This window comes from Streptococcus sp. OH4692_COT-348, from assembly GCF_003859975.1.
Taxonomy (GTDB): domain Bacteria; phylum Bacillota; class Bacilli; order Lactobacillales; family Streptococcaceae; genus Streptococcus.
This window is the reverse complement of sequence record NZ_RQZB01000003.1, coordinates 102,007-122,736: the sequence shown is the minus strand read 5'-3', so window position 1 is coordinate 122,736 and position 20,730 is coordinate 102,007. Positions and strand designations below refer to the sequence as shown.

At 41.7% G+C, this 20,730-nt stretch carries 20 protein-coding genes and 1 pseudogene; 9 read left to right on the top strand and 12 right to left on the bottom strand.

Annotation, left to right across the window (positions count from 1 at the left end; genetic code table 11):
- Positions 1-143: 143 nt before the first annotated feature.
- The 4 genes from mnmG to mnmA form a co-directional block, all read right to left on the bottom strand.
- Positions 144-2,057, bottom strand: coding sequence for a tRNA uridine-5-carboxymethylaminomethyl(34) synthesis enzyme MnmG (gene mnmG / locus EII37_RS02490; RefSeq protein WP_124787494.1), 1,914 nt, complete (start codon positions 2,055-2,057; stop codon positions 144-146).
- The gene (locus EII37_RS02485) at positions 2,047-2,478 is read right to left on the bottom strand and encodes an NUDIX hydrolase (protein ID WP_049509915.1); all 432 of its coding nucleotides are present in this window, start codon (positions 2,476-2,478) and stop codon (positions 2,047-2,049) included. The genes mnmG and EII37_RS02485 overlap by 11 nt, the downstream gene beginning before the upstream one ends.
- A gap of 8 nt (positions 2,479-2,486) precedes the next feature.
- Positions 2,487-2,942 (bottom strand): NUDIX hydrolase, encoded by a 456-nt coding sequence (locus EII37_RS02480; RefSeq protein ID WP_185695940.1) that lies wholly within the window; start codon positions 2,940-2,942, stop codon positions 2,487-2,489.
- Between the two features lie 140 nt (positions 2,943-3,082).
- The gene (gene mnmA, locus EII37_RS02475) at positions 3,083-4,204 is read right to left on the bottom strand and encodes a tRNA 2-thiouridine(34) synthase MnmA (RefSeq protein WP_124787492.1); all 1,122 of its coding nucleotides are present in this window, start codon (positions 4,202-4,204) and stop codon (positions 3,083-3,085) included.
- A gap of 301 nt (positions 4,205-4,505) precedes the next feature.
- Between mnmA and EII37_RS02470 the strand changes: the two genes are divergently transcribed.
- The gene (locus tag EII37_RS02470) at positions 4,506-5,384 is read left to right on the top strand and encodes a hypothetical protein (protein WP_124787491.1); all 879 of its coding nucleotides are present in this window, start codon (positions 4,506-4,508) and stop codon (positions 5,382-5,384) included.
- Positions 5,385-5,471: 87 nt separating this feature from the next.
- Here EII37_RS02470 and EII37_RS02465 read toward each other — a convergent pair whose 3' ends face one another.
- Positions 5,472-6,122 (bottom strand): LysM peptidoglycan-binding domain-containing protein, encoded by a 651-nt coding sequence (locus EII37_RS02465; RefSeq protein ID WP_124787490.1) that lies wholly within the window; start codon positions 6,120-6,122, stop codon positions 5,472-5,474.
- 239 nt (positions 6,123-6,361) lie between these two features.
- On the opposite strand from EII37_RS02465, the gene sdaAB reads away from it, so the two are divergent.
- Genes sdaAB through EII37_RS02450 form a run of 3 tightly spaced genes read left to right on the top strand, consistent with a single transcriptional unit; the run spans position 6,362 to position 8,569 of the window.
- Positions 6,362-7,033, top strand: coding sequence for an L-serine ammonia-lyase, iron-sulfur-dependent subunit beta (gene sdaAB, locus EII37_RS02460; protein ID WP_000838909.1), 672 nt, complete (start codon positions 6,362-6,364; stop codon positions 7,031-7,033).
- An 8-nt stretch (positions 7,034-7,041) separates the two neighbouring features.
- Positions 7,042-7,914 carry an L-serine ammonia-lyase, iron-sulfur-dependent, subunit alpha gene (gene sdaAA / locus EII37_RS02455; RefSeq protein WP_124787489.1) on the top strand — a complete coding sequence of 291 codons (873 nt, stop codon included), beginning with the start codon at positions 7,042-7,044 and terminating at the stop codon, positions 7,912-7,914.
- A 22-nt stretch (positions 7,915-7,936) separates the two neighbouring features.
- Positions 7,937-8,569 carry an HAD family hydrolase gene (locus tag EII37_RS02450; RefSeq protein ID WP_124787488.1) on the top strand — a complete coding sequence of 211 codons (633 nt, stop codon included), beginning with the start codon at positions 7,937-7,939 and terminating at the stop codon, positions 8,567-8,569.
- Between the two features lie 115 nt (positions 8,570-8,684).
- Here EII37_RS02450 and EII37_RS02445 read toward each other — a convergent pair whose 3' ends face one another.
- Both EII37_RS02445 and EII37_RS02440 read right to left on the bottom strand, forming a co-directional pair.
- Entirely contained in the window at positions 8,685-10,535 is a 1,851-nt protein-coding gene (locus EII37_RS02445; RefSeq protein WP_124787487.1) for a nucleoside-diphosphate sugar epimerase/dehydratase, read from the bottom strand.
- A gap of 85 nt (positions 10,536-10,620) precedes the next feature.
- Positions 10,621-11,451, bottom strand: a complete 831-nt coding sequence (locus EII37_RS02440) for a glycosyltransferase (protein WP_124787486.1) — start codon at positions 11,449-11,451, stop codon at positions 10,621-10,623.
- 154 nt (positions 11,452-11,605) lie between these two features.
- Between EII37_RS02440 and EII37_RS02435 the strand changes: the two genes are divergently transcribed.
- From EII37_RS02435 to EII37_RS02415, 5 genes are all read left to right on the top strand, one after another.
- Entirely contained in the window at positions 11,606-12,772 is a 1,167-nt protein-coding gene (locus tag EII37_RS02435) for an MFS transporter (RefSeq protein WP_124787485.1), read from the top strand.
- Positions 12,773-12,910: 138 nt separating this feature from the next.
- A complete protein-coding gene (locus tag EII37_RS02430; protein ID WP_000273858.1) occupies positions 12,911-13,237 on the top strand; it encodes a PadR family transcriptional regulator in 327 nt (108 codons plus the stop codon).
- Entirely contained in the window at positions 13,224-13,817 is a 594-nt protein-coding gene (locus EII37_RS02425; RefSeq protein WP_045605207.1) for a DUF1700 domain-containing protein, read from the top strand. The genes EII37_RS02430 and EII37_RS02425 overlap by 14 nt, the downstream gene beginning before the upstream one ends.
- The gene (locus tag EII37_RS02420; protein WP_124787484.1) at positions 13,810-14,760 is read left to right on the top strand and encodes a DUF4097 family beta strand repeat-containing protein; all 951 of its coding nucleotides are present in this window, start codon (positions 13,810-13,812) and stop codon (positions 14,758-14,760) included. Before EII37_RS02425 ends, EII37_RS02420 begins: the two co-directional genes overlap by 8 nt.
- A gap of 62 nt (positions 14,761-14,822) precedes the next feature.
- Entirely contained in the window at positions 14,823-15,785 is a 963-nt protein-coding gene (locus EII37_RS02415) for a DUF6574 domain-containing protein (protein ID WP_124787483.1), read from the top strand.
- Positions 15,786-15,856: 71 nt separating this feature from the next.
- On the opposite strand, the gene EII37_RS02410 is transcribed toward EII37_RS02415, so the two are convergent.
- From EII37_RS02410 to EII37_RS02385, 5 genes and pseudogenes are all read right to left on the bottom strand, one after another.
- Positions 15,857-16,717 (bottom strand): DUF4299 family protein, encoded by an 861-nt coding sequence (locus EII37_RS02410; RefSeq protein ID WP_124787482.1) that lies wholly within the window; start codon positions 16,715-16,717, stop codon positions 15,857-15,859.
- 121 nt (positions 16,718-16,838) lie between these two features.
- A complete protein-coding gene (locus tag EII37_RS02405; RefSeq protein WP_049499167.1) occupies positions 16,839-17,825 on the bottom strand; it encodes a rhodanese-related sulfurtransferase in 987 nt (328 codons plus the stop codon).
- 131 nt (positions 17,826-17,956) lie between these two features.
- A complete protein-coding gene (locus EII37_RS02400) occupies positions 17,957-18,253 on the bottom strand; it encodes a bacteriocin immunity protein (RefSeq protein WP_185695939.1) in 297 nt (98 codons plus the stop codon).
- A 56-nt stretch (positions 18,254-18,309) separates the two neighbouring features.
- Positions 18,310-18,998, bottom strand: a pseudogene (locus EII37_RS02395) (lysostaphin resistance A-like protein).
- A gap of 235 nt (positions 18,999-19,233) precedes the next feature.
- Positions 19,234-20,715: an ABC transporter substrate-binding protein gene (locus tag EII37_RS02385; protein WP_124787480.1), complete on the bottom strand. Its 1,482-nt coding sequence runs from the start codon at positions 20,713-20,715 to the stop codon at positions 19,234-19,236.
- Between the last annotated feature and the right edge of the window lie 15 nt (positions 20,716-20,730).

The following is a 20,730-nucleotide window of genomic DNA, read 5'->3' as shown; positions in this document are numbered from 1 at the left end:
GAAACTCAATAAAAATCGAAATCAGACTAGAAGGCTCGTCGAAAGCATAACTTGAGCTAGCTCCCATAGTTCGGGGAACTATGGGAGGCTGTAGATGAATCAAAGCCAAGCTTTGAACTCATTCGTAAGAAGCCGACGACGTATCATTTTGATTTTTGAAGAGTTTTAGAAATACTACGATTTTTACCTTCCAGATACACCATCAAAATAGAAATATCTGCTGGGTTTACTCCCGAAATACGGCTGGCTTGGCCGATGGTTTCTGGATTGATGAGCTTGAACTTCTGACGGGCTTCGGTTGCGATAGAATCAATGTCATCCCAGTCTATATTGGCTGGAATGCGTTTTTCTTCCATGCGTTTCATCTTAGCTACTTGATCCATGGCTTTGGAAATATAGCCTTCGTACTTGATTTCTGTTTCAATCAATTCGATAATCTTGTCATCCAAGTCCTCAGCTGCTGGTCCGATGAAGGCCACCACATCTTGGTAAGACACTTCTGGACGGCGAAGGAATTCCTTGGCTGTCACTGCATCTGTCAACGGTTTGAAGCCCATCTCCTCAACCTTGGCATTGGTTTCCTTGACTGGCTTGAGTTTGATGCTGTCTAGGCGTTTCATCTCATTGTCAAATTGATTTTTCTTAATTTCAAAGCGAGCCCAGCGTTCATCATCCACAAGACCAATCTCACGTCCCATCTCAGTCAAACGCATATCAGCATTGTCATGGCGGAGAATGAGACGGTATTCAGCACGACTGGTCAAGAGACGGTAAGGTTCAATGGTTCCCTTGGTCACCAAGTCATCAATCATGACCCCAATATAACCGTCACTACGCTTCAAAATCAACTCAGGCTTACCTTGGACTTTCAAAGCCGCATTGATCCCAGCGATAATCCCTTGGCCTGCTGCCTCTTCGTAACCTGACGTTCCATTTGTTTGACCAGCAGTGAAAAGTCCTGAGATTTTCTTGGTTTCCAAAGTCGCACGCAACTGGTGAGGCAAGACCATGTCATACTCAATAGCATAACCTGTTCGCATCATCTCTGCATTTTCCAAACCTTTGATAGAATGAACCAGCTCACGCTGTACATCCTCAGGTAGACTAGTTGAAAGTCCTTGGACATAGACTTCCTCCGTATTGCGCCCTTCTGGCTCAAGGAAGAGTTGGTGGCGTTCCTTGTCTGCAAAGCGCACAATCTTGTCCTCAATCGACGGACAGTAACGAGGCCCCACTCCCTTGACTACACCTGTAAACATAGGCGCACGGTGGAGGTTGTTTTGTATAATCTCATGACTGGTACCATTGGTGTAGGTCAACCAGCATGGCACTTGGTCCTTGACATAGTCCTCATCACGGGAAGTGTAGGAGAAGTGATTAGGCACTTCGTCCCCTGGCTGAATCTCTGTCACATCGTAGTTGATAGAAGAAGCCTTGACACGTGGAGGCGTTCCTGTCTTGAAACGACCAATTTCGAGGCCCAGTTCCTTGAGATTGTCAGCTAGGTTAATAGAAGCCAAGCTGTGGTTAGGACCTGATGAATACTTAAGGTCTCCAATGATAATTTCCCCACGGAGGGCCGTCCCTGTCGTCACGATAACAGCCTTAGCAGCATACTCTTGATGGGTCGCTGTACGAACACCGACAACCTTGCCATCTTCCACCAAAATCTCATCAATCATGGTCTGACGAAGAGTCAGATTTTCTTGATTTTCAACTGTCTTGCGCATTTCCTTAGAGTAAAGCTCCTTGTCAGCCTGCGCACGAAGGGCACGGACAGCTGGCCCCTTCCCTGTATTGAGCATCTTCATCTGGATGTAAGTTTTGTCAATGGTCTTGGCCATCTCGCCACCGAGGGCATCAACTTCACGCACGACAATTCCCTTGGCAGAACCACCGATAGAGGGGTTACAAGGCATGAAAGCCAGCATTTCAATGTTGATAGTCGCAAGCAAGACCTTACAGCCCATACGGCTGGCAGCCAAGGAAGCCTCGACCCCAGCATGTCCCGCACCGATTACAATAATATCGTATTCTTCAGTAAAATTATAAGTCATTTCTTAACCTTTCAAAAATTTCTCGTAAATAAGGAACTAACTTCTCCTCCTCTAGAGCTTGAGCCATAGTAACCCATTTAAAGTGTGTATGCTCTTCAGGATCTAATCTGATAATTGGCTTCTCCCCAACCCACTCTGCTTTATAAACTAAGCGAGTAAAGACAGTATCCTTAGAGGTATCCAGTTGACTATCTTCGTGAAGAAGTTTGAGCGAACTGCTATCTAGCCTAACTCCCGCTTCTTCAATACATTCTCTAAGAGCTCCATCTCGCGGAAGTTCACCCTTTTCAACCCCGCCACCAGGAATATCCCAGTAAGTTGGATAAACATTGGGTTGTCCTCTTTTAATTTCCGAACGCTGAATGAGCAAATAATCATCACCACTATGAACAAGTACATGGGCAATAAGCTTAACCATTATTTTCTCCCCTATTCCTCAAGATGAATGTGTCTTAGTTGGCCATACCAATCTGGTAAGGCTGTTTTTAAAAAAGCTGGAACTAGATTGATACCCTCAAGCTTGTCTATGTCAATCCATTCACAGGGCTGCCTTTTCTCATCTTCCTGCATGGTCAATGGGGCATCCTCAAGCAAGTCCACCAGATAATGAAACTCGATGTTGTGCCAATAGACACCATCTTCTTCAAAACGATTTTCAACAACAAAAGCTAGTTGCCCAGCTTGAGCTTCGACACCCAGTTCTTCCCTCACTTCACGGACTACCGCTTCTTCCGTGCTTTCATTGACTTGAATCGCACCGCCGATAGTGTAATGCTTGCCATTATCTTTGGTAACTAGGAGCTTGCCATTTTGGAGAATCAAGGCTGTCGCCCGAACGCCAAAAACTGTATTTTCCACTTTTGTCCGAAAATCTTGTTGAATCATTCTTGTCCTTTCCTTTAAACGACACAAAAACAGTCAAAACTCCAAAGAAGTGCAGGACAAAAAAGCCTGCAACATCCATGAGCTTTGACCATCATTTCTATTGCTTCTATTATTGTAGCAAATTGAGAAAATTTGTCAATCTAAATGTACTGACAAACTTGTCCATCGCGGTAAGCATTGTCAATCAAACCCCCACCTAGACACTCTTCGCCATCGTAAAAGACAACTGCCTGTCCTGGTGTAATCGCGCGTTGCGGTTCTGCAAAGATAACCTCTGCCTTATCTCCTTTGACATGTACGGTTACCTTAGAATCAGGCTGACGATAGCGGAATTTAGCCGTACATTCGAGCATAAACTCCTCTGGCATGTCACGAGTAAAGTGGACTTGACTAGCCTCTAGGCTGGTTGACATGAGCGAATCATGGTAGAAACCTTGGCCTACATAGAGAATATTCTTGCTCAGATCTTTTCCAACAACGAACCAAGGTGCATTGTCACCACCGTGTTGTCCACCGATACCGAGACCGCCACGCTGACCGATTGTATAATACATAAGTCCTGCATGCTCGCCCATATCGCGACTATCTACAGTCATCATGCGACCAGGCTGAGCTGGCAGGTAATTGCTGAGGAAATTTTTAAAGTTCTTTTCTCCAATAAAGCAAATCCCTGTTGAGTCTTTCTTCTTAGCAGTCGCAAGGCCTGCTTCTTCTGCTAGTTTTCGAACTTCAGGCTTTTCCAAATGTCCTAGTGGGAACATGGTTTTTTGGAGTTGTTCTTGCGACAGTTGGCTGAGGAAATAGGTCTGATCCTTGCCATTATCCACACCGCGAAGCATGTGAACAGTGCCATCCTCATCACGCGCCACTCGGGCATAATGCCCAGTCGCTACATAGTCTGCCCCCAAGGTCATGGCATAGTCCAAAAAGGCCTTGAACTTGATTTCCTTGTTGCACATAACATCTGGATTTGGCGTGCGCCCTGCACGGTATTCCGCTAGGAAATACTCGAAAACGCGGTCCCAATACTCTTTTTCAAAATTGACAGAGTAGTAAGGAATGCCGATCTGATCTGCCACCGCAGCCACATCTTTGTAATCTTCGGTCGCCGTACAGACGCCGTTTTCATCTGTGTCGTCCCAGTTCTTCATGAAGATACCGATCACATCGTAGCCCTGCTCCTTGAGCAAAAGAGCCGTCACCGACGAATCAACACCACCACTCATCCCCACGACAACACGTGTTTTAGAGTTATCACTCATGGTAGTTCTCCCATCTATTCGTTTATTCACGATTGAAGGTCGTGTGTGCCTCACGATTGAAGGTCGTTTGAGCAGTTTTCATTATAACATGCTTAGATAGAGAAGACAAGAAAGAGGCTGATAATCTGATATTCTCTTTGATAGAAACATCAATATAATCACAAAAAAGACAATGTGCAGCCAAATCTCGATTCTACTTATAAACTTATTTATAAAATAAGCTAAAAATGATATACTGTAATTAGGAGGAAGTCGTACATGATCCCTTTAAGATACTACCATCCATGTGCGTAGAACGATTGTGAAAAACTACAAAGATATCCTAAAATCAAAAAATACTATTTTTACTATCATTATTGTTGTAGGTCTTGGACTTTTAATAGGCTTAGTCATTCATCAAGAACATATCCAAGCAGAGAGAGGGAACATCGCTCTCAGCAGACAACATAAGAATGGACAAGATGTTGAACAAGTAAAAAATGCCATTAAAGACTTCAATATTGGTTCTGAAACGATTATAGAGGATTGGAAAAAAATCCAAGAATTGAAGCCAACCTCTGACGAAGGCAAAAAGACATTAGCAGATTTCCTTACTTCTACGGCCGATAAAATCACTAATCATTATACTGAAAAAGCTTTAAAATTGGATATAAAGGAATCCGATAGCCAGTTTGAAGATAAACAAACACTTGAAACAGCCATCACTTCCTTACAAAAAATACTAGAAATTATTAAAAGTGTCAATTCCACAAGAGAACAAGCCACTATTGATGAAAAAATAAAACCCATTCAAGAACTGATTTCTAAATTCCAAAAGCAAGTTGAAGTCTTGACCAAAAAAGAAGAACAAAAGTCTAATAAAAAAGAAACAGAAACGACTAGTAGTGAGGGAGAAAGAGAGACACATTCTTCAGAAGGAGGCAGCTACACTCCAACCTATACTGGGTCAAATGGGAACAGATATAATTCACAAGCACCTGCAAGCGAGCAATATTCATCTGATGGTGCTAGAAGTGGGGAAAACACTGCTACCAATACACGAGATCAAGCTACTGATACTGCAGGAGCCCAAGGAGATACGAATACCAATAATAATAGTAATAATGCTGAGGTTCGCGATACTAACAGTAATAATCGCACTAATTCAGCTGGAGAAACTCCAGAATCCCGTCAGCCGTAAGCAATCTGTCATTACTACTATTTAAAAATTGTCTTTTGTCAAATAAAAGCACACAAAAAGAGCCATCAAAGGCTCTTTTTCTATTTCTTAATACCAGCCGTTGTTAAGCCAGAAGTTTTTAGCAGCAGTCCATGAACCGTAACGTCCTGCAACATAGGCATCTGCCACACGTTCTTGGTTAGCAGCTGAGTAGTCACCGTTCAAGTATGAATCTGTCAATTGGTAACGTCCGATGTATTGGCCGTTTGTAGCTGTGTAACTACCACCTGATTCTTTTTGTGCAATCCATTCTTTAGCTTCTGCTTCAGAACCGCTTACAGTTGCAGCTGGTGCTGAAGTTTCTGCTACAGCAACAGTTTCTTCTGCTGCAGGTGTGCTTGCAGCTGGTGCTGCTTCTTCTACTACTTCTGTAGTTTCTGCTGCTGGAGCTGAAACAGTTTCATCTTGAGCAGCTGGTGCTGCATAAGTAGTTGGCGCTGGTGTTGCAGCAGGCGCTACAGGGCCATCGATAACCAACTCTTGACCAACATAAATCAAATGAATGTTGTCGATGTGGTTGTTTTCTGCCAATTTCTCAACAGTTGTGTTGTGAGTTTCAGCGATTTCTGAAAGTGTATCACCTTCTTTAACAGTGTAAGTTGATGATTCTTGGGCAGATACAAATGATGGAGCAAATACTGTAAACAAGGCAGCTACTCCTGCAAGAGTTGTTTTAATCTTTTTAGTTGTTGATTTCATATTTGAAAATTCTCCTTCTTTCTATAGTTCTATCATACCCTTTAAATATTACCGTTTCTTGACACTTTTATGTAGAAATATTACAAAAGTATTTTTTATTTCCCTAAACAAGCTATTTTTTGTTACAAAAGATGCTTTTTTATGCTATTTGTAGTGTAAAAAGGTTTTCATCCACAATTAAAGCCAAGACCTTCATTCTTTGATATAATAGAGATAAGAATTTTTATAAGGGGAAACTGATGAAATCACTTCGTTTTCAATCTGTCTTTGATATCATCGGACCAGTTATGATTGGCCCATCTAGTAGCCATACCGCTGGTGCTGTTCGTATTGGGAAGATTGTCTCTTCCATTTTTGATGATACTCCGACAGAAGTTGAATTCCAACTTTTTAACTCATTTGCCAAGACCTATCGTGGTCACGGAACAGACCTAGCCCTTGTTGCAGGTATTTTGGGCATGGATACAGATGATCCTGAAATCCCAAACAGCCTGGAAATTGCCCACAAGCGCGGTATCAAGATTGTCTGGACCATTCAGAAAGACAGTAATGCTCCTCATCCAAACACCACTAAAATTACCGTTAAAAATGCCCACAAGACCATCAGCGTGACTGGTATTTCTATCGGTGGAGGGAATATTCAGGTAACCGAACTCAATGGCTTTGCCGTCTCTCTCAATATGAATACACCGACTATCATCATTGTTCATCAAGATATTCCAGGTATGATTGCACTTGTTACGGAGGCACTTTCTCGCTATGATATCAATATCGCCCAGATGAATGTCACTCGTGAAAAAGCTGGTGAAAAAGCCATTATGATTATCGAAGTCGATAGTCGCAACTGTGATGAGGCCATCGAAGAAATTCGAAAAATCCCTCATCTCCACAATGTCAATTTCTTTAAATAGGAGGAAGCATGTTTTATTCTATTAAAGAATTGGTCGAGCAAGCAGATCTGGACTTTCAAGGAAATGTCGCAGAACTCATGATTACAACAGAGTTTGAATTGACAGGTCGCGAACGTGAAGAAGTCTTCCTTCTCATGGAACGCAATCTGGAAGTCATGAAAGCCTCTGTCCAACTTGGCCTCAATGAAAATAAATCTCGTAGTGGCCTGACAGGTGGGGATGCTGCCAAATTGGATCACTACATCAAAAACGGAAACACTCTGTCAGATTACACAATTCTCTCTGCTGCCCGAAATGCTATCGCAGTCAATGAACATAATGCTAAAATGGGCTTGGTTTGTGCCACTCCGACCGCAGGAAGTGCTGGCTGTCTGCCCTCAGTTCTAACAGCTGCTATTGAAAAATTAGACCTCAGTCACGAGCAACAACTGGATTTCCTCTTTGCTGCCGGTGCCTTTGGACTAGTCATCGCAAACAATGCCTCTATCTCAGGTGCTGAAGGTGGCTGTCAGGCCGAGGTTGGTTCGGCCTCTGCTATGAGTGCTGCAGCCTTGACTCTAGCTGCCGGTGGAACACCTTATCAGGCCAGCCAGGCCATTGCCTTTGTCATTAAAAATATGCTGGGCCTTATCTGTGACCCTGTTGCCGGCTTGGTCGAAGTTCCCTGTGTCAAACGTAATGCCATGGGAGCCAGCTTTGCCTTCATCGCAGCAGACATGGCCTTGGCAGGTATCGAATCTAAAATTCCTGTGGATGAAGTTATCGATGCCATGTACCAAGTAGGAGCAAGCATGCCAACCGCCTTTCGTGAAACAGCTGAAGGTGGACTCGCTGCCACCCCTACTGGTCGTCGCCTCCAAAAAGAAATTTTCGGAGAATAAGCTTATCAAAATAGGAGAAACCATGACCTCTATCACAGCTATCTTTTTCGATCTAGATGGAACCCTCGTTGACAGCTCTATCGGGATTCACAATTCCTTTACCCATACCTTTAAGGAGCTGGGGGTACCTAGCCCTGATGCCAAAACTATTCGTGGTTTTATGGGACCGCCTCTTGAAAGTAGTTTTGCGACCTGCCTTCCCAAAGAACTAATCTCTGAAGCCGTGCAGATATACCGTTCTTACTACAAAGTAAAAGGCATCCATGAAGCTCAACTCTTTCCTCAGATTGTAGACTTGCTTGAGAAGTTATCGAGCAATTACCCTCTTTATATCACCACTACAAAGAATACTCCAACCGCTCAAGACATGAGTAAAAACTTGGGAATCTATCATTTCTTTGATGGCATTTATGGTTCCAGCCCTAAAGCACCCCATAAGGCAGATGTCATTCGCCAAGCCTTGCAGATACATCAACTAGCACCAGAACAAGCCATCATCATCGGAGATACCAAGTTTGATATGCTGGGAGCTCAAGAAACAGGCATTCAGAAATTGGCCGTCACTTGGGGATTTGGAGAGCAAGCAGATCTACTAAACTATCAACCTGATTATATCGCCCACAAACCCCTACAAGTTTTAGAGTATTTTCAATAACATGATAAAGACTGGGCAACAACTCATTTTCATACTCAATGAAAATGAGGCTAATCTCTACATAACAAAACGCATATTACCAAGGTTCAAGGCCTGATAATATGCGTTTTCTTTTTTATTCAACGTGGGTGGTTTGATTGGCAAAGGCGATAATGGCTTGCTTCAACTCATCTCCACTGAGAGTTCGGAACTCTTCAATCTTTTGATCGATGGCTTCTAGAGGCATGACATTGACCTTACCAACGAAAATCTTATCCATAACCTGATTATCAACCAGTTCGGTTGATACCAAGAGTTCTTCGTAGAGTTTTTCACCTGGGCGGATTCCAACTTCAACGATTGGAATTTCACTCTCAGTGTGTCCACTTAGAAGGACCATTTTCTTGGCCAAGTCATAGATTTTGACTGGTTTGCCCATATCAAGGATAAAGACTTCTCCATCCTTGGCATAGGCACCAGCATGGATAACCAGACGGCTAGCTTCTGGAATGGTCATAAAGTAACGGGTCATGCGGAAGTCTGTCACCGTTACAGGCCCACCTTCAGCAATCTGACGTTCAAAGACTGGAATGACACTACCACGGCTACCAAGAACATTTCCAAAACGAACTGCACAGTAGGTTGATTGGCTACGTTGGTTAAAGCCAGTGACAATCAACTCAGCCACGCGCTTGGTTGCTCCCATAACATTTGGTGGATTAACCGCCTTATCTGTCGAAATCATAACCATCTTAGGTACTTTGGCTTCATCAACAGCCTTAGCAACATTGTAAGTTCCACGAATATTGTTTTTGAAGGCTTCTTTTGGATTGCGCTCCATCATCGGAACGTGCTTATGGGCTGCCGCATGATAAACAATAGCTGGCTTGTACTGCTCAAAGACTTGCAACAGACGGTCATAGTCTTGAATGTCTGCAATAACAGGTACATAATCAATCCCTTGGAACTTACGAATCAGTTCATGATAAACAAGGTAGATTGAATTTTCCCCATGACCGAGCAAGACGATGCGTTCAGGATTGAAGCGGCTAACTTGGCGACAGATTTCAGAACCAATCGAACCTCCAGCACCTGTAACCAAGATTGTCTTACCAGTCAGTTCTGCGCCCAGACGCGATTCGTCAAGACGAATTTCCTGACGTCCCAAAAGGTCCGTAATATCAATTTTTTGGAAGCCAGTACCTGCTTGGTGAAGTCCCTGAACAACCGTTTCAACCTTAGGCATCTTGTAACATTTGACACCCAGCTTATTACACATCTGCAAGATACGTTCATATTCTGACGGGTCAAGCGACGGAATCGCAACGATAACACGCTCGATTTGATGGCGTTTGGCTAATTCAGGAAGATCCTCATATGAACCCAAAACAGGGATTCCACCAAGTTTTTGACCCTTTTTCTTCGCATCCTTATCCAAAATACCGACAAGTTCTAATTCACTAGTTGGATGTTGGTAACTATCCATAAAGAGAGCTCCACCATCACCGGCACCAATCAAGAAAGTCCGACGGTGTTCTCCATCACCACTTCCCTTTTTGCGTTTGGAGTAGATTAACTGCCAAGTAATCCGTGGCAATAAAATCAAGAAAGTACTCAACAAGATAAAGAGGAAGATAAAACGGATAGAGAAGAGAGGCAAGAAGGCATAGCAGATACTATATGACAAGATACTGCTAGCAGTCACACCAAAAAAGATTTTCATGAAATCCGTAATCTTGCTGTAACGACTAATACTAGCGTTCAACCCCCAAAATCCAATCATCAATTGATAGAACAGGAAGGCCAAACTCGTATAGATAATGTAGTCAACAGGTGCTGGATTAATCAAGCCGTAGAATAAGATATAAGATACAATGATGGAAACCACCATACTCAAAATATCAAATATTCCCCAGAAAACCTGTTTTTGTTGTTTATTTAAAATTTCCACCAGATCAATCACATAATCTGTGAGTTTTTTATTCATAGAAATTTACTCCTCCTTAAAAGAGTCGAATAGTTATATTGTTATTATAACACTTTTTCTCTAGTTTACGATTTGCTACAATCTTTTAATTGCTTTTTCGTAACAGTTTCATAAAAATAAACTGTCGGACAAATCCAGGACAAAGGGCAACAACCATCTGAATCGCAACACTCTTGGCATATTCCATGTAAGAAATTTGCCCTCTCTTCAGCATGCGCTGACGAGCTTGACGATAGAGTTTGAGATAACGTGGTCCCCCACGACGCTCAAACATTCCTGCTCCAACACGAACCTTACACAAGATTTGATCCAGATTTCCAGTCTTAGCTCCTGCAGCAATCATATTGAGCCAGAGGAGGTCATCCTCCATATAAAGGCCATCCTCATAGTTGCCTGCCTTGAGAACCATGTTCTTCTTGAACATGACAGTCATGTGGTTAAAGGCACTTCTCATCCTTTGATAAGCCACAATATCTGCATGTTGAGTCGGAACACGACGGTAAGAAACAATCTCATCAGGATTATCAATAAATTCTGCAATATGGCCACCTAATAGGTCGAGGTTGTCCTTCTCCATTAACTGAACCTGTTTCTCAAAACGATCTGGAACAGCAATATCATCCGTATCCATACGGGCAATAATATCATACTGACACTGCAAAACACCCTGTCGAAGAGCCAGACCCAAACCTTGATTTTCTTCTAAGGGGCAACGTTTCACTGGAATATCAGACTCAGCTTCAACCTGCTCTAATACCTGATAGAGTTCTGGTGTGAGAGGTCCATCCTCTACGAGAACCAATTCGCTCGGTTTCAAGGTTTGATTTTGAATACTATTAATGGCATCTCTCAAAAATGTCGGATTTTCCTTTACATAGACCGACATCAAGACGCTAATTTTTTGCTTTTCAAGCACAGTTTTTCTCCAATATATAGATTTCCTTCCACTATTTTATCATAATTTTCAAGACTTTCCCATTTTTATCTTGAAAGCCAGAAACCTTACTTGACATTATAGGGAAAAAGCCTTAAAATAAGCTGTTATTAAAATCAGCTAGAAGAGGTATTTTATGAAAAAGCAATCACTCTTTTTTGTTCCAGGTATTATCCTGATTGGTGTTTCCTTGCGGACTCCTTTTACTGTTTTACCCATTATTTTGGGAGATATTTCGCAAGGGTTGGGAGTAGAAGTTAGTTCACTTGGTGTCTTGACCAGCCTTCCTCTCCTCATGTTTACCCTCTTCTCGCTATTTTCTACCCGACTGGCTCAGAAAATTGGCTTGGAGCATCTCTTTACCTACAGCCTCTTCTTCTTGACTATCGGTTCTCTGATTCGACTAATCAATCTACCCCTGCTCTATCTAGGAACCTTGATGGTTGGGGCAAGTATCGCAGTCATCAATGTTCTGCTTCCTAGTCTCATCCAAGCCAATCAACCAAAGAAGATTGGTTTTCTGACCACCTTATATGTAACCTCTATGGGGATTGCGACAGCTCTTGCTTCCTATCTGGCCGTGCCTATTACACAGGCCAGTTCTTGGAAAGGACTCATCATCCTCCTCACCCTGCTCTGTCTAGCAACTTTTTTGGTCTGGCTCCCAAATCACCGCTATAATCACAGACTGGCTCCACAAACCAAACAAAAAAGCCAAACAAAGGTTATACGTAATAAACAGGTCTGGGCAGTGATTGTCTTTGCAGGTTTTCAATCCTTGCTCTTTTACACCGCTATGACCTGGTTACCGACCATGGCTATCCATGCAGGCCTATCCAGTCACGAAGCTGGCTTGCTGACCTCTATCTTCTCTTTGATTAGCATTCCTTTTTCAATGACTATCCCAAGCCTGACAACCAGTTTATCTACTCGTAACCGTCAGCTCATGCTCACTCTGGTTTCACTAGTTGGTGTGGTCGGCATTTCCATGCTCTTCTTCCCAATCAATAATTTCATTTACTGGCTTGCCATCCATCTCCTCATCGGAACCGCAACCAGCGCCCTCTTCCCTTATCTCATGGTCAACTTTTCACTCAAGACAAGCGCCCCTGAAAAGACTGCCCAATTGTCTGGCTTATCTCAAACAGGAGGCTATATTCTAGCAGCCTTTGGACCAACCCTATTTGGTTACAGTTTTGACCTTTTCCACTCATGGGTACCAGCTATAGCTGCCCTCTTACTCGTCGATATCCTGATGACTGTGGCTCTCTTCACAGTGGACAGAGCTGATAAAATCCTCTAAACTTCTAGTTTTTCCTAGAAGTTTTTTATATATAAAAATTTTACACATTTCTCTTGACAGGGCTTTCTTTTAGATGTACAATGTATGTGTAGAAAAATTATATATAAAAATCTTACACATTAGAAAAGGAGGTTTCCCATGTACTTTCCAACATCCTCTGCCTTGATTGAATTTCTCATCTTGGCTGTACTGGAGCAGGATGATTCTTATGGTTATGAGATTAGCCAAACCATTAAGCTGATCGCTAATATCAAAGAATCTACACTCTATCCTATCCTAAAAAAATTGGAAGGCAATAGCTTTCTGACAACCTATTCTAGAGAGTTCCAAGGTCGCATGCGCAAATACTACTCCTTGACAAATGGTGGTATAGAACAGCTCGTGACCCTAAAAGATGAATGGGCACTCTATACAGACACCATCAATGGCATCATAGAAGGGAGTATCCGCCATGACAAGAACTGAATACCTGACTCAGCTAGAAGTCTATCTCAAGAAACTACCTGAAGCTGACCGCATCGAAGCCATGGACTATTTCAGAGAACTCTTTGACGATGCTGGAGTCGAAGGAGAAGAAGAACTCATCGCTAGCTTGGGAACTCCTAAGGAAGCAGCTCACGAAGTCCTCTCCAATCTTCTCGATAAAAAAATCAATGAGGCACCCGCTCAAAAGAATAACCGACAAATTTTGCATATCGCCTTGTTAGCTCTCCTTGCGGCACCCATCGGTATTCCTCTGGGAATCGCCATCCTCGTGTCCCTGTTCGCAATCCTTGTGGCAGCCTTGACTGTCATTCTAGCTTTCTTTGCGGTTTCCATACTTGGTATCATCGGCGGATTCCTATTTTTAGTTGAAAGTTTCACTGTCCTAGCCCAAGCTAAATCAGCCTTTATCTTGATTTTTGGTTCTGGTTTACTGGCTATCGGTGCTTCTTCGCTAGTTTTATTAGGTATTTCCTATGTAGCTCGCTTCTTCGGCCTACTCATTGTTCGCCTGGTGCAATTTGTTCTTAAAAAAGGAAAGAGAGGTGACCAGCATGCGTAAATTGACAAAAGGATTTCTCATTTTTGGTGTGGTGACTACCGTTATCGGATTTATCCTGCTTTTTGTAGGTATTCAATCTGACGGAATCAAGAGCCTACTTGCCATGTCCAAGGAGCCTGTCTATGATAGTCGGATGGAAGAGTTGACCTTTGGCAAGGAAGTCGAAAACCTAGAAATTACGCTCCACCAACACGCGCTGACCATCACAGACTCTTTCGATGATCAAATCCACATTTCTTACCATCCATCACTTTCTGCTCACCATGATCTTATCACAAATCAGAACGATAAAACGCTGAGCCTCACTGATAAGAAACTGTCTGAAACTCCGTTTCTCTCTTCTGGAATTGGCGGGATTCTCCATATCGCAAGCAGATACTCTAGTCGTTTTGAAGAAGTTATTCTCCAATTGCCAAAAGGGAGAAGTCTAAAAGGAATCAACATTTCAGCCAATCGTGGTCAAACTAGTATCACCAAGGCTAGTCTTGAAAATGCGACCATCAATACCAATAATGGCTATCTCCTCCGAATTGAAGGAAGTCGTATCAAAAACAGTAAACTCACAACACCAAATATTATCAATATCTTTGATACAGACCTTACAGATAGTCAGCTAGAGTCAACAGAACATCACTTCCACGCTGAAAAAATCCAAGTTCACGGCAAGGTGGAATTGGTAGCGAAAACAGACCTACAACTCCTACTTTCTGAAGAAGAAAAACAAAGAATCAACTTAGATCTTTCAACAAAACATGGGTCTATTCTTCATTTTGTGAGAGAAGGAAGACGTTCGTTTAAAAACGAAGAAAACAAAGATGAACGATTAAGCAATCCTTATAAGACAGAAAAAGCAGATGCAAAAGATCAACTCATGGCAAGAGCAGAACAGGATATCTATCTACTTAAATCAGAGGAACACGAGTCTGCTTCTAGAAATCGTTGACAAAAGCGCTTACATCTGCTACTATGAAAGCATATTTATCTAACTAAAAAGGAGGTCCTACCATGAAACAAGAATGGTTTGAAAGTGCCGATCTTGAGAAGAAAGCACCTAAGACAACATCAGAAAATCAGCCTGAAGAAACAGAGACTGTCGAGCCTGTAGATACTGATATACAAGCAAGCGAAGAGACAGACATTTCTTCTAAAGAGGCTGAAACTCATGATGAGGAAGCTCCCGAAACAATAGAAGAAAATCAAACTGAAGAACAGGGAGAAGCCAAGGCTGATCAGGATAAGACCCAAGAAAGTTCAGCCAAAGTTAAAAACCTTATCAACAAGGCTTTAGAAAGTCCCTATATCCCAGAAATTGACCCCCACAAAACTGCCCGATTAAAGGAAGAAATCTCACTATTTTGGTCTTGGCTATTAGAAGCTCTCAAATCTCCAACAAGTAATCTGGAAACAAGTAGCACACACAGCTACACAGCCTTTCTCTTGCTCATTCTATTTTCTTCATCTTCCTTTTTCTTTAGTATCTACCACATCAAACAAGCCTACTATGGACATATAGCAACTATAAACAGCCACTTCCCTGAACAATTTGCTTCATTGAATCTCTTTTCGATTATCTCTATCCTAGTAGCAACAACACTCTTCTTCTTTTCATTCCTCTTGGGTAGTTTCGTTGTGAGACGATTTATCTACCAAGAAAAGGACTGGACGCTAGAAAAGATTCTCCAACAATATAGTCAACTCTTGGCAATTCCAATCTTCCTCACTGCTATTGCTAGTTTCTTTGCCTTCTTTGACAGCCTGCGATTTACAGCCCTCTTGTGTGTGATTAGCATTGGAATCATTCTGCTTGCCAGTCTCCATATCATTACAAGACCAAGTCAAGCAAGTGAAACCGACTCCTTCTATCAGTTATTCTTATCTGTCCTTGTGAACGGAGTTATTATCCTCCTCTTCTTTGTAGCTGAAGTGGCACTGATTGGAGATTACCTTCGTATCTTGGCCTTTCTTTAAACTTCAATCCTGTCTTTCATGGCAGGATTTTTTCTATGTCAAAAAAGCAAGTCGATTGACCTGCTTCTGCTTTACTCTTCTTGTGCTAATGTTTTAAAATCTTGTCCTAGGATGGGTTTTATTTCTAATTGATTGGCGTCTAGTTTGTGGTAAGATGCTGATGGTAGTGACTCTAAGAATTTTGCATAATCCAAGCGAGCGATAGCTTCATAGTCTTCTGGTTTAGAGCCATCTCCTGTGATTTGAACCAAGTCAATCTCCCACTTGACTTCCTTATCCACCAATTGCTCAATATAGGCTGCAGGAACAAATGGTTCTCTCGGTAAAGCGGTCTTGACCCCTTGAGCCAGATGGTAAACACCGTGCACTTGGTCTTCTCCATCTTGATAGAAGGAAACTCTTGCAAAGTAAGCATCTGTCTCTTGAACCACACGCACACGCGCTTCAAACTGAGCCAAGCCATCTTCCCCTAAAAAGCTTTTCAAGTCCTCGTGACTAAAGAAAACAGGATTAAAAATTCCTTGGCAAATCGTAAAGCGGGCTGCACTATCAGCCAGATGGGCTTGAATACCTGCTTGGAAATAAGCTTCAAAGTCAAAATCATCAAGCCCCTCAATCTCAGTTCCTGTATAAGCAAGTAGGGCTTCTAAAAATGCTTTGATAATCTGCCAGTCTGTCTTCGTTAGTAGGTCAGGAAGATCGACACGATATGCCTTTTGATCATCAGCATAGCTAACTTTAAAGAGAAATTGCGATTGCCCCACTATCGCACACTCGATATACTCAAGACGATTAAGAGGCTGACGCAGATAGACTGCATCATAGCTATGTGACTCCAAGCCATCTACCAAGGCCAAGATAGACTTGGCAGTCAAAATTTCCTGTTCTCCTAAAATGCTCTGTTTATTTGGAATAAAAAATGTTTTCGTCATAACTGGACTCCTTTGAAATCGTTTACACATAGTATACATTATTATCCTGAAAGATACAGAAACAAACTTTAGATTTTTGAGTAAAAAGCATAGAAAAACAGCCCCTAAGGACTGTTTAATCTTATACAGTAGCTGCTTGATCCAAGCTTTCACCGATAGCGGCTAGGCGCTCGACAACTTCAGCTTGTGTCAATTCATGTTCTGAAACATAGCGGTTACGTGGGTGAACACGGCACTCGTGTGAGCATCCACGAAGGTACTTGTCTTCATTTTCTTCTGATGTCAAGATACGACGGTTACAGAATGGATTTCCACAGTTGACATAACGTTCACATGGTGCTCCATCAAACCAGTCTTTCCCTACGATAGTTGGGTTGACATGGTTGACATCTACTGCGATACGCTCGTCAAAGACGTACATTTTCCCATCCCAAAGCTCACCTTGAACTTCTGGGTCTTTACCGTAAGTTGCGATTCCTCCGTGCAATTGGCCAACATCTTTGTAGCCTTCACGGACCATCCAACCTGAGAATTTCTCACAGCGAACGCCACCTGTACAGTAAACCACGACACGCTTGTCCATGAATTTTTCCTTGTTGTCACGGACCCATTGTGGCAACTCACGGAAGTTGCGAATGTCTGGACGGATAGCTCCACGGAAATGTCCTAGGTCATACTCATAATCGTTACGTGTGTCAAGGACAACGGTATCTTCGTCAAGAAGGGCTTCTTTGAACTCTTTTGGAGACAAGTAAGCACCTGTTGTTTCAAGTGGGTTGATGTCGTTGTCAAAGTCGTTGTCTTCCAAACCAAGGTGGACAATCTCTTTCTTGTAGCGAACAAACATCTTCTTGAATGCTTGTTCATTTTCTTCGTCAATCTTAAACCAGAGGTCTTCCATGCCTGGGAGGCTGTGAACGTAGTCCATGTATTTTTGAGTTGTTTCGTAATCACCTGAAACTGTTCCGTTAATTCCCTCGTCAGCGACTAGGATACGGCCTTTAAGACCGATTGATTTACAGAAAGCCAAGTGGTCTGCAGCAAATTGCTCTGCATTTTCAATTGGAGTGTAAAGGTAGTAAAGTAAGACACGAATATCTTTTGCCATAAGATTTGTTCTCTTTTCTATTCTTAAATTTTCAGAATTTTTCATCTATCTATACTAGTATACCTGCTTGAGAAAACGAATGCAATTTATTTGACTGGAAATTGTAGAAAGGGATTTATCCCTGCATTTCATCAGTAACCATAGCGAATCGCAGATAATTCTCTCAATTTTTTGATTTGCTCGGCTTGACTTTCTGACAAAATCAACCTATTATCAATCAACACACGTGAGATATCAACATTCATTTGACTCAATATAAACGGAATAGAGGTCCCATCGTCCTCCAATCGTCTTTTATAACTCACTAACAGATTTTTCAAGGAAGTCAGTTGAGGCGTATCCTTTATATCTTCCAATAGATGTTTTATAATCGTCATGGCTTCACAACGTCTTTCGCTGCCTCCAGCAAACCATTTTAATGGTGTCATTCTCATTTTCCTCCTTAAATTGAAAAGCTATCATTCCTAACTCTCGAACTAATATTTTACCAAAACACCCTATATAAAAAAGTCAGCAAAAATGGTAATGTTGCGAAAATATTATTAATCACATGCACCGCATAGGATGGATAAATGCTCTTGGTATAGCGGGTCAAACCGGCAAAGATGATTCCAAATGTTGCAAAGAAAAAAATATCTAACAGACTAGGCAGACTTGAAAAATGAGGAAGAGCAAATAAAATTGACAGAAGGAGCAAATCAAGGCCAAATCGCGAATGCTTAAAGAAGGCGTGTTGCAGTAATCCTCTATAAATCAGCTCTTCCATAAGTGGAGTCAGAAAGAACAGGGTTATATAGATACCTAGCTCAGCAAAGTTGGTCCCACTATAACCGATCAATACGGCCCAACCTTCAGCAGTTGACTGAACATGTTTAGCTGTCTGAACGTTAAAAGAGATATAGAGCACTACCACTAGTACTGTCAAAATCGAATACCAAAGCCATTTTTTCTCGGAATGCGAAAGAGATAACCATGACCTGTCTTAACTAGAATCCAAATCATGACTCCACTAAATAGCAAATTCAAGAGATTTCGAATTCAGAAGAAATTGCCAATCTGGGAAGAAAATTGCCAATAATTTTGAACAATAAGCGTCAGTTGAGAAAGACCAAATACGAAAAATAAGTAAGAGAAAACTGCACTTATTTTGAAGACAAGCTGATACTTTTTCATGTAATCCCTCCTTTGTAAACTCGAGACATCTCTAATATAAGCCATAATTTCCTAAATCCTTACTCTAAATCTTAAATGGTGCTTGAGATTTCCTAAATGGTTACAATAAGGAAAATGAGGAACAGGAATATCTATATCTTTATTTCAAAAAATCACTGCCTTCCCCAGACAAACCTGAGGAAAACAGTGATCACATTTTTAGGAATTAGGAATGAATACACGAAATCAATTGATCTTATGATTTTTTGTTTTTCAAGAATTCATCGTATTGTTTTTGCATTTCGTTCAATACTTTTTCGTAAGCACCTTCAGATTTCAATTTTTCCATCAATTCTGGAATAGCTTTGTCTGGGTCTACAGTACCAGTGTTGATAGCTGTATCGAATTGTTGCATTGTGTTAGAGATTGCTGAGATTTCAGATTTCACATTGTCAGTGTTAAAGATGAATCCAAGCGCTGGAGATTCTTTAGCTTCAGCCAATTGTTTTTTAGAATCTTCGATTTGTTGGTCTGTAACGTTTTCGTTAATGTAAAGGATCCAGTTGTTACCAGTGTTCCATCCACCCATGTGAGTGTTTCCTTTGTAGCCATCAAGTACTTTAACACGATTTTCTTTACCTGCAAGTTTTTCCCAGTTCTTGCCTTCTGGACCGTAAACAAGACCGTTCAAGAGTTCTGGGTTAGTGTTCAAGAGGTTCAACACTTCCATTGATTTTTCTTTGTTCTTAGAGTTGTTTGAGATAACAAAGTTAGCAACTTGTGTTGTTTGGTTTTTCTTGATGAAGTTAGTGATTGGTTTGATTTGAATATCTTTGTTCGCAACACGTGAAAGCAAGCTGTTACCGTAGTCAGCTGGTCCTACTGTTTCTTCACGAACGAACCAAGTATCTTGTTGAAGGTCAAATGAAGTATCGCTTGTTGCTACATCTTTTGGAATGTAGCCAGCTTCATAGAATTTGTGAAGAGTCTTCAAGTGTTCTTTAAAGCGAGGCACTTCGTAACGGTTTACGATCTTAGTAGTGTCCCCTTCAAGGTCGATAACGAATGGAAGTCCATTTGGAACTGGGTAGTCAAAGTTATCAGATGGAATGAAGTTCTTAGTAACCGCAAATGGCACTACATCTGGAGCTTTTTCTTTGATTTGTTTCAAGACTGGCTCAAGTGTTTCGTATGAAGTGACACCTGAAATATCGATACCGTATTTAGCAAGAAGAGTTCCGTTGAAGGCGAAGTTTTGAGATGATGCAACGTTGGCTGCAACTGGAACTGCGTAAATTTTACCGTTAATGCTATTACCTTTGATGTAAGCTGGGTCAAGTGCTTTGTAAAGTTCTGCCCCTTCTTTCTTATACAAGTCAGTCAAGTCAGCATAGGCACCTTTTTGAGCATTTACAACATAGTTAGATGCAAAGGCGATATCGTAGTTTTCACCAGATGATGTGATAACTGACATTTTCTTATCATAGTCACCCCATCCAAGATATTGGATATCCAATTTAGCACCAACTTTTTCTCCGATGATTTTGTTAGCATTTTCTAGCAATTCATCCAAGTTATCTGGTTTGTCACCGATTTGGTACATTTTGATAACAGTCTTATCACCTGAAGCTGAGTCAGCAGCTTTCTTGTTACCTGAAAGGTTTCCACAAGCAGCGAGACCAGCAGCCAAAGCGACTACACTAGCAGATGCAAAAGCATATTTTTTCCAGTTTTTCATGACAAAAACTCCTTT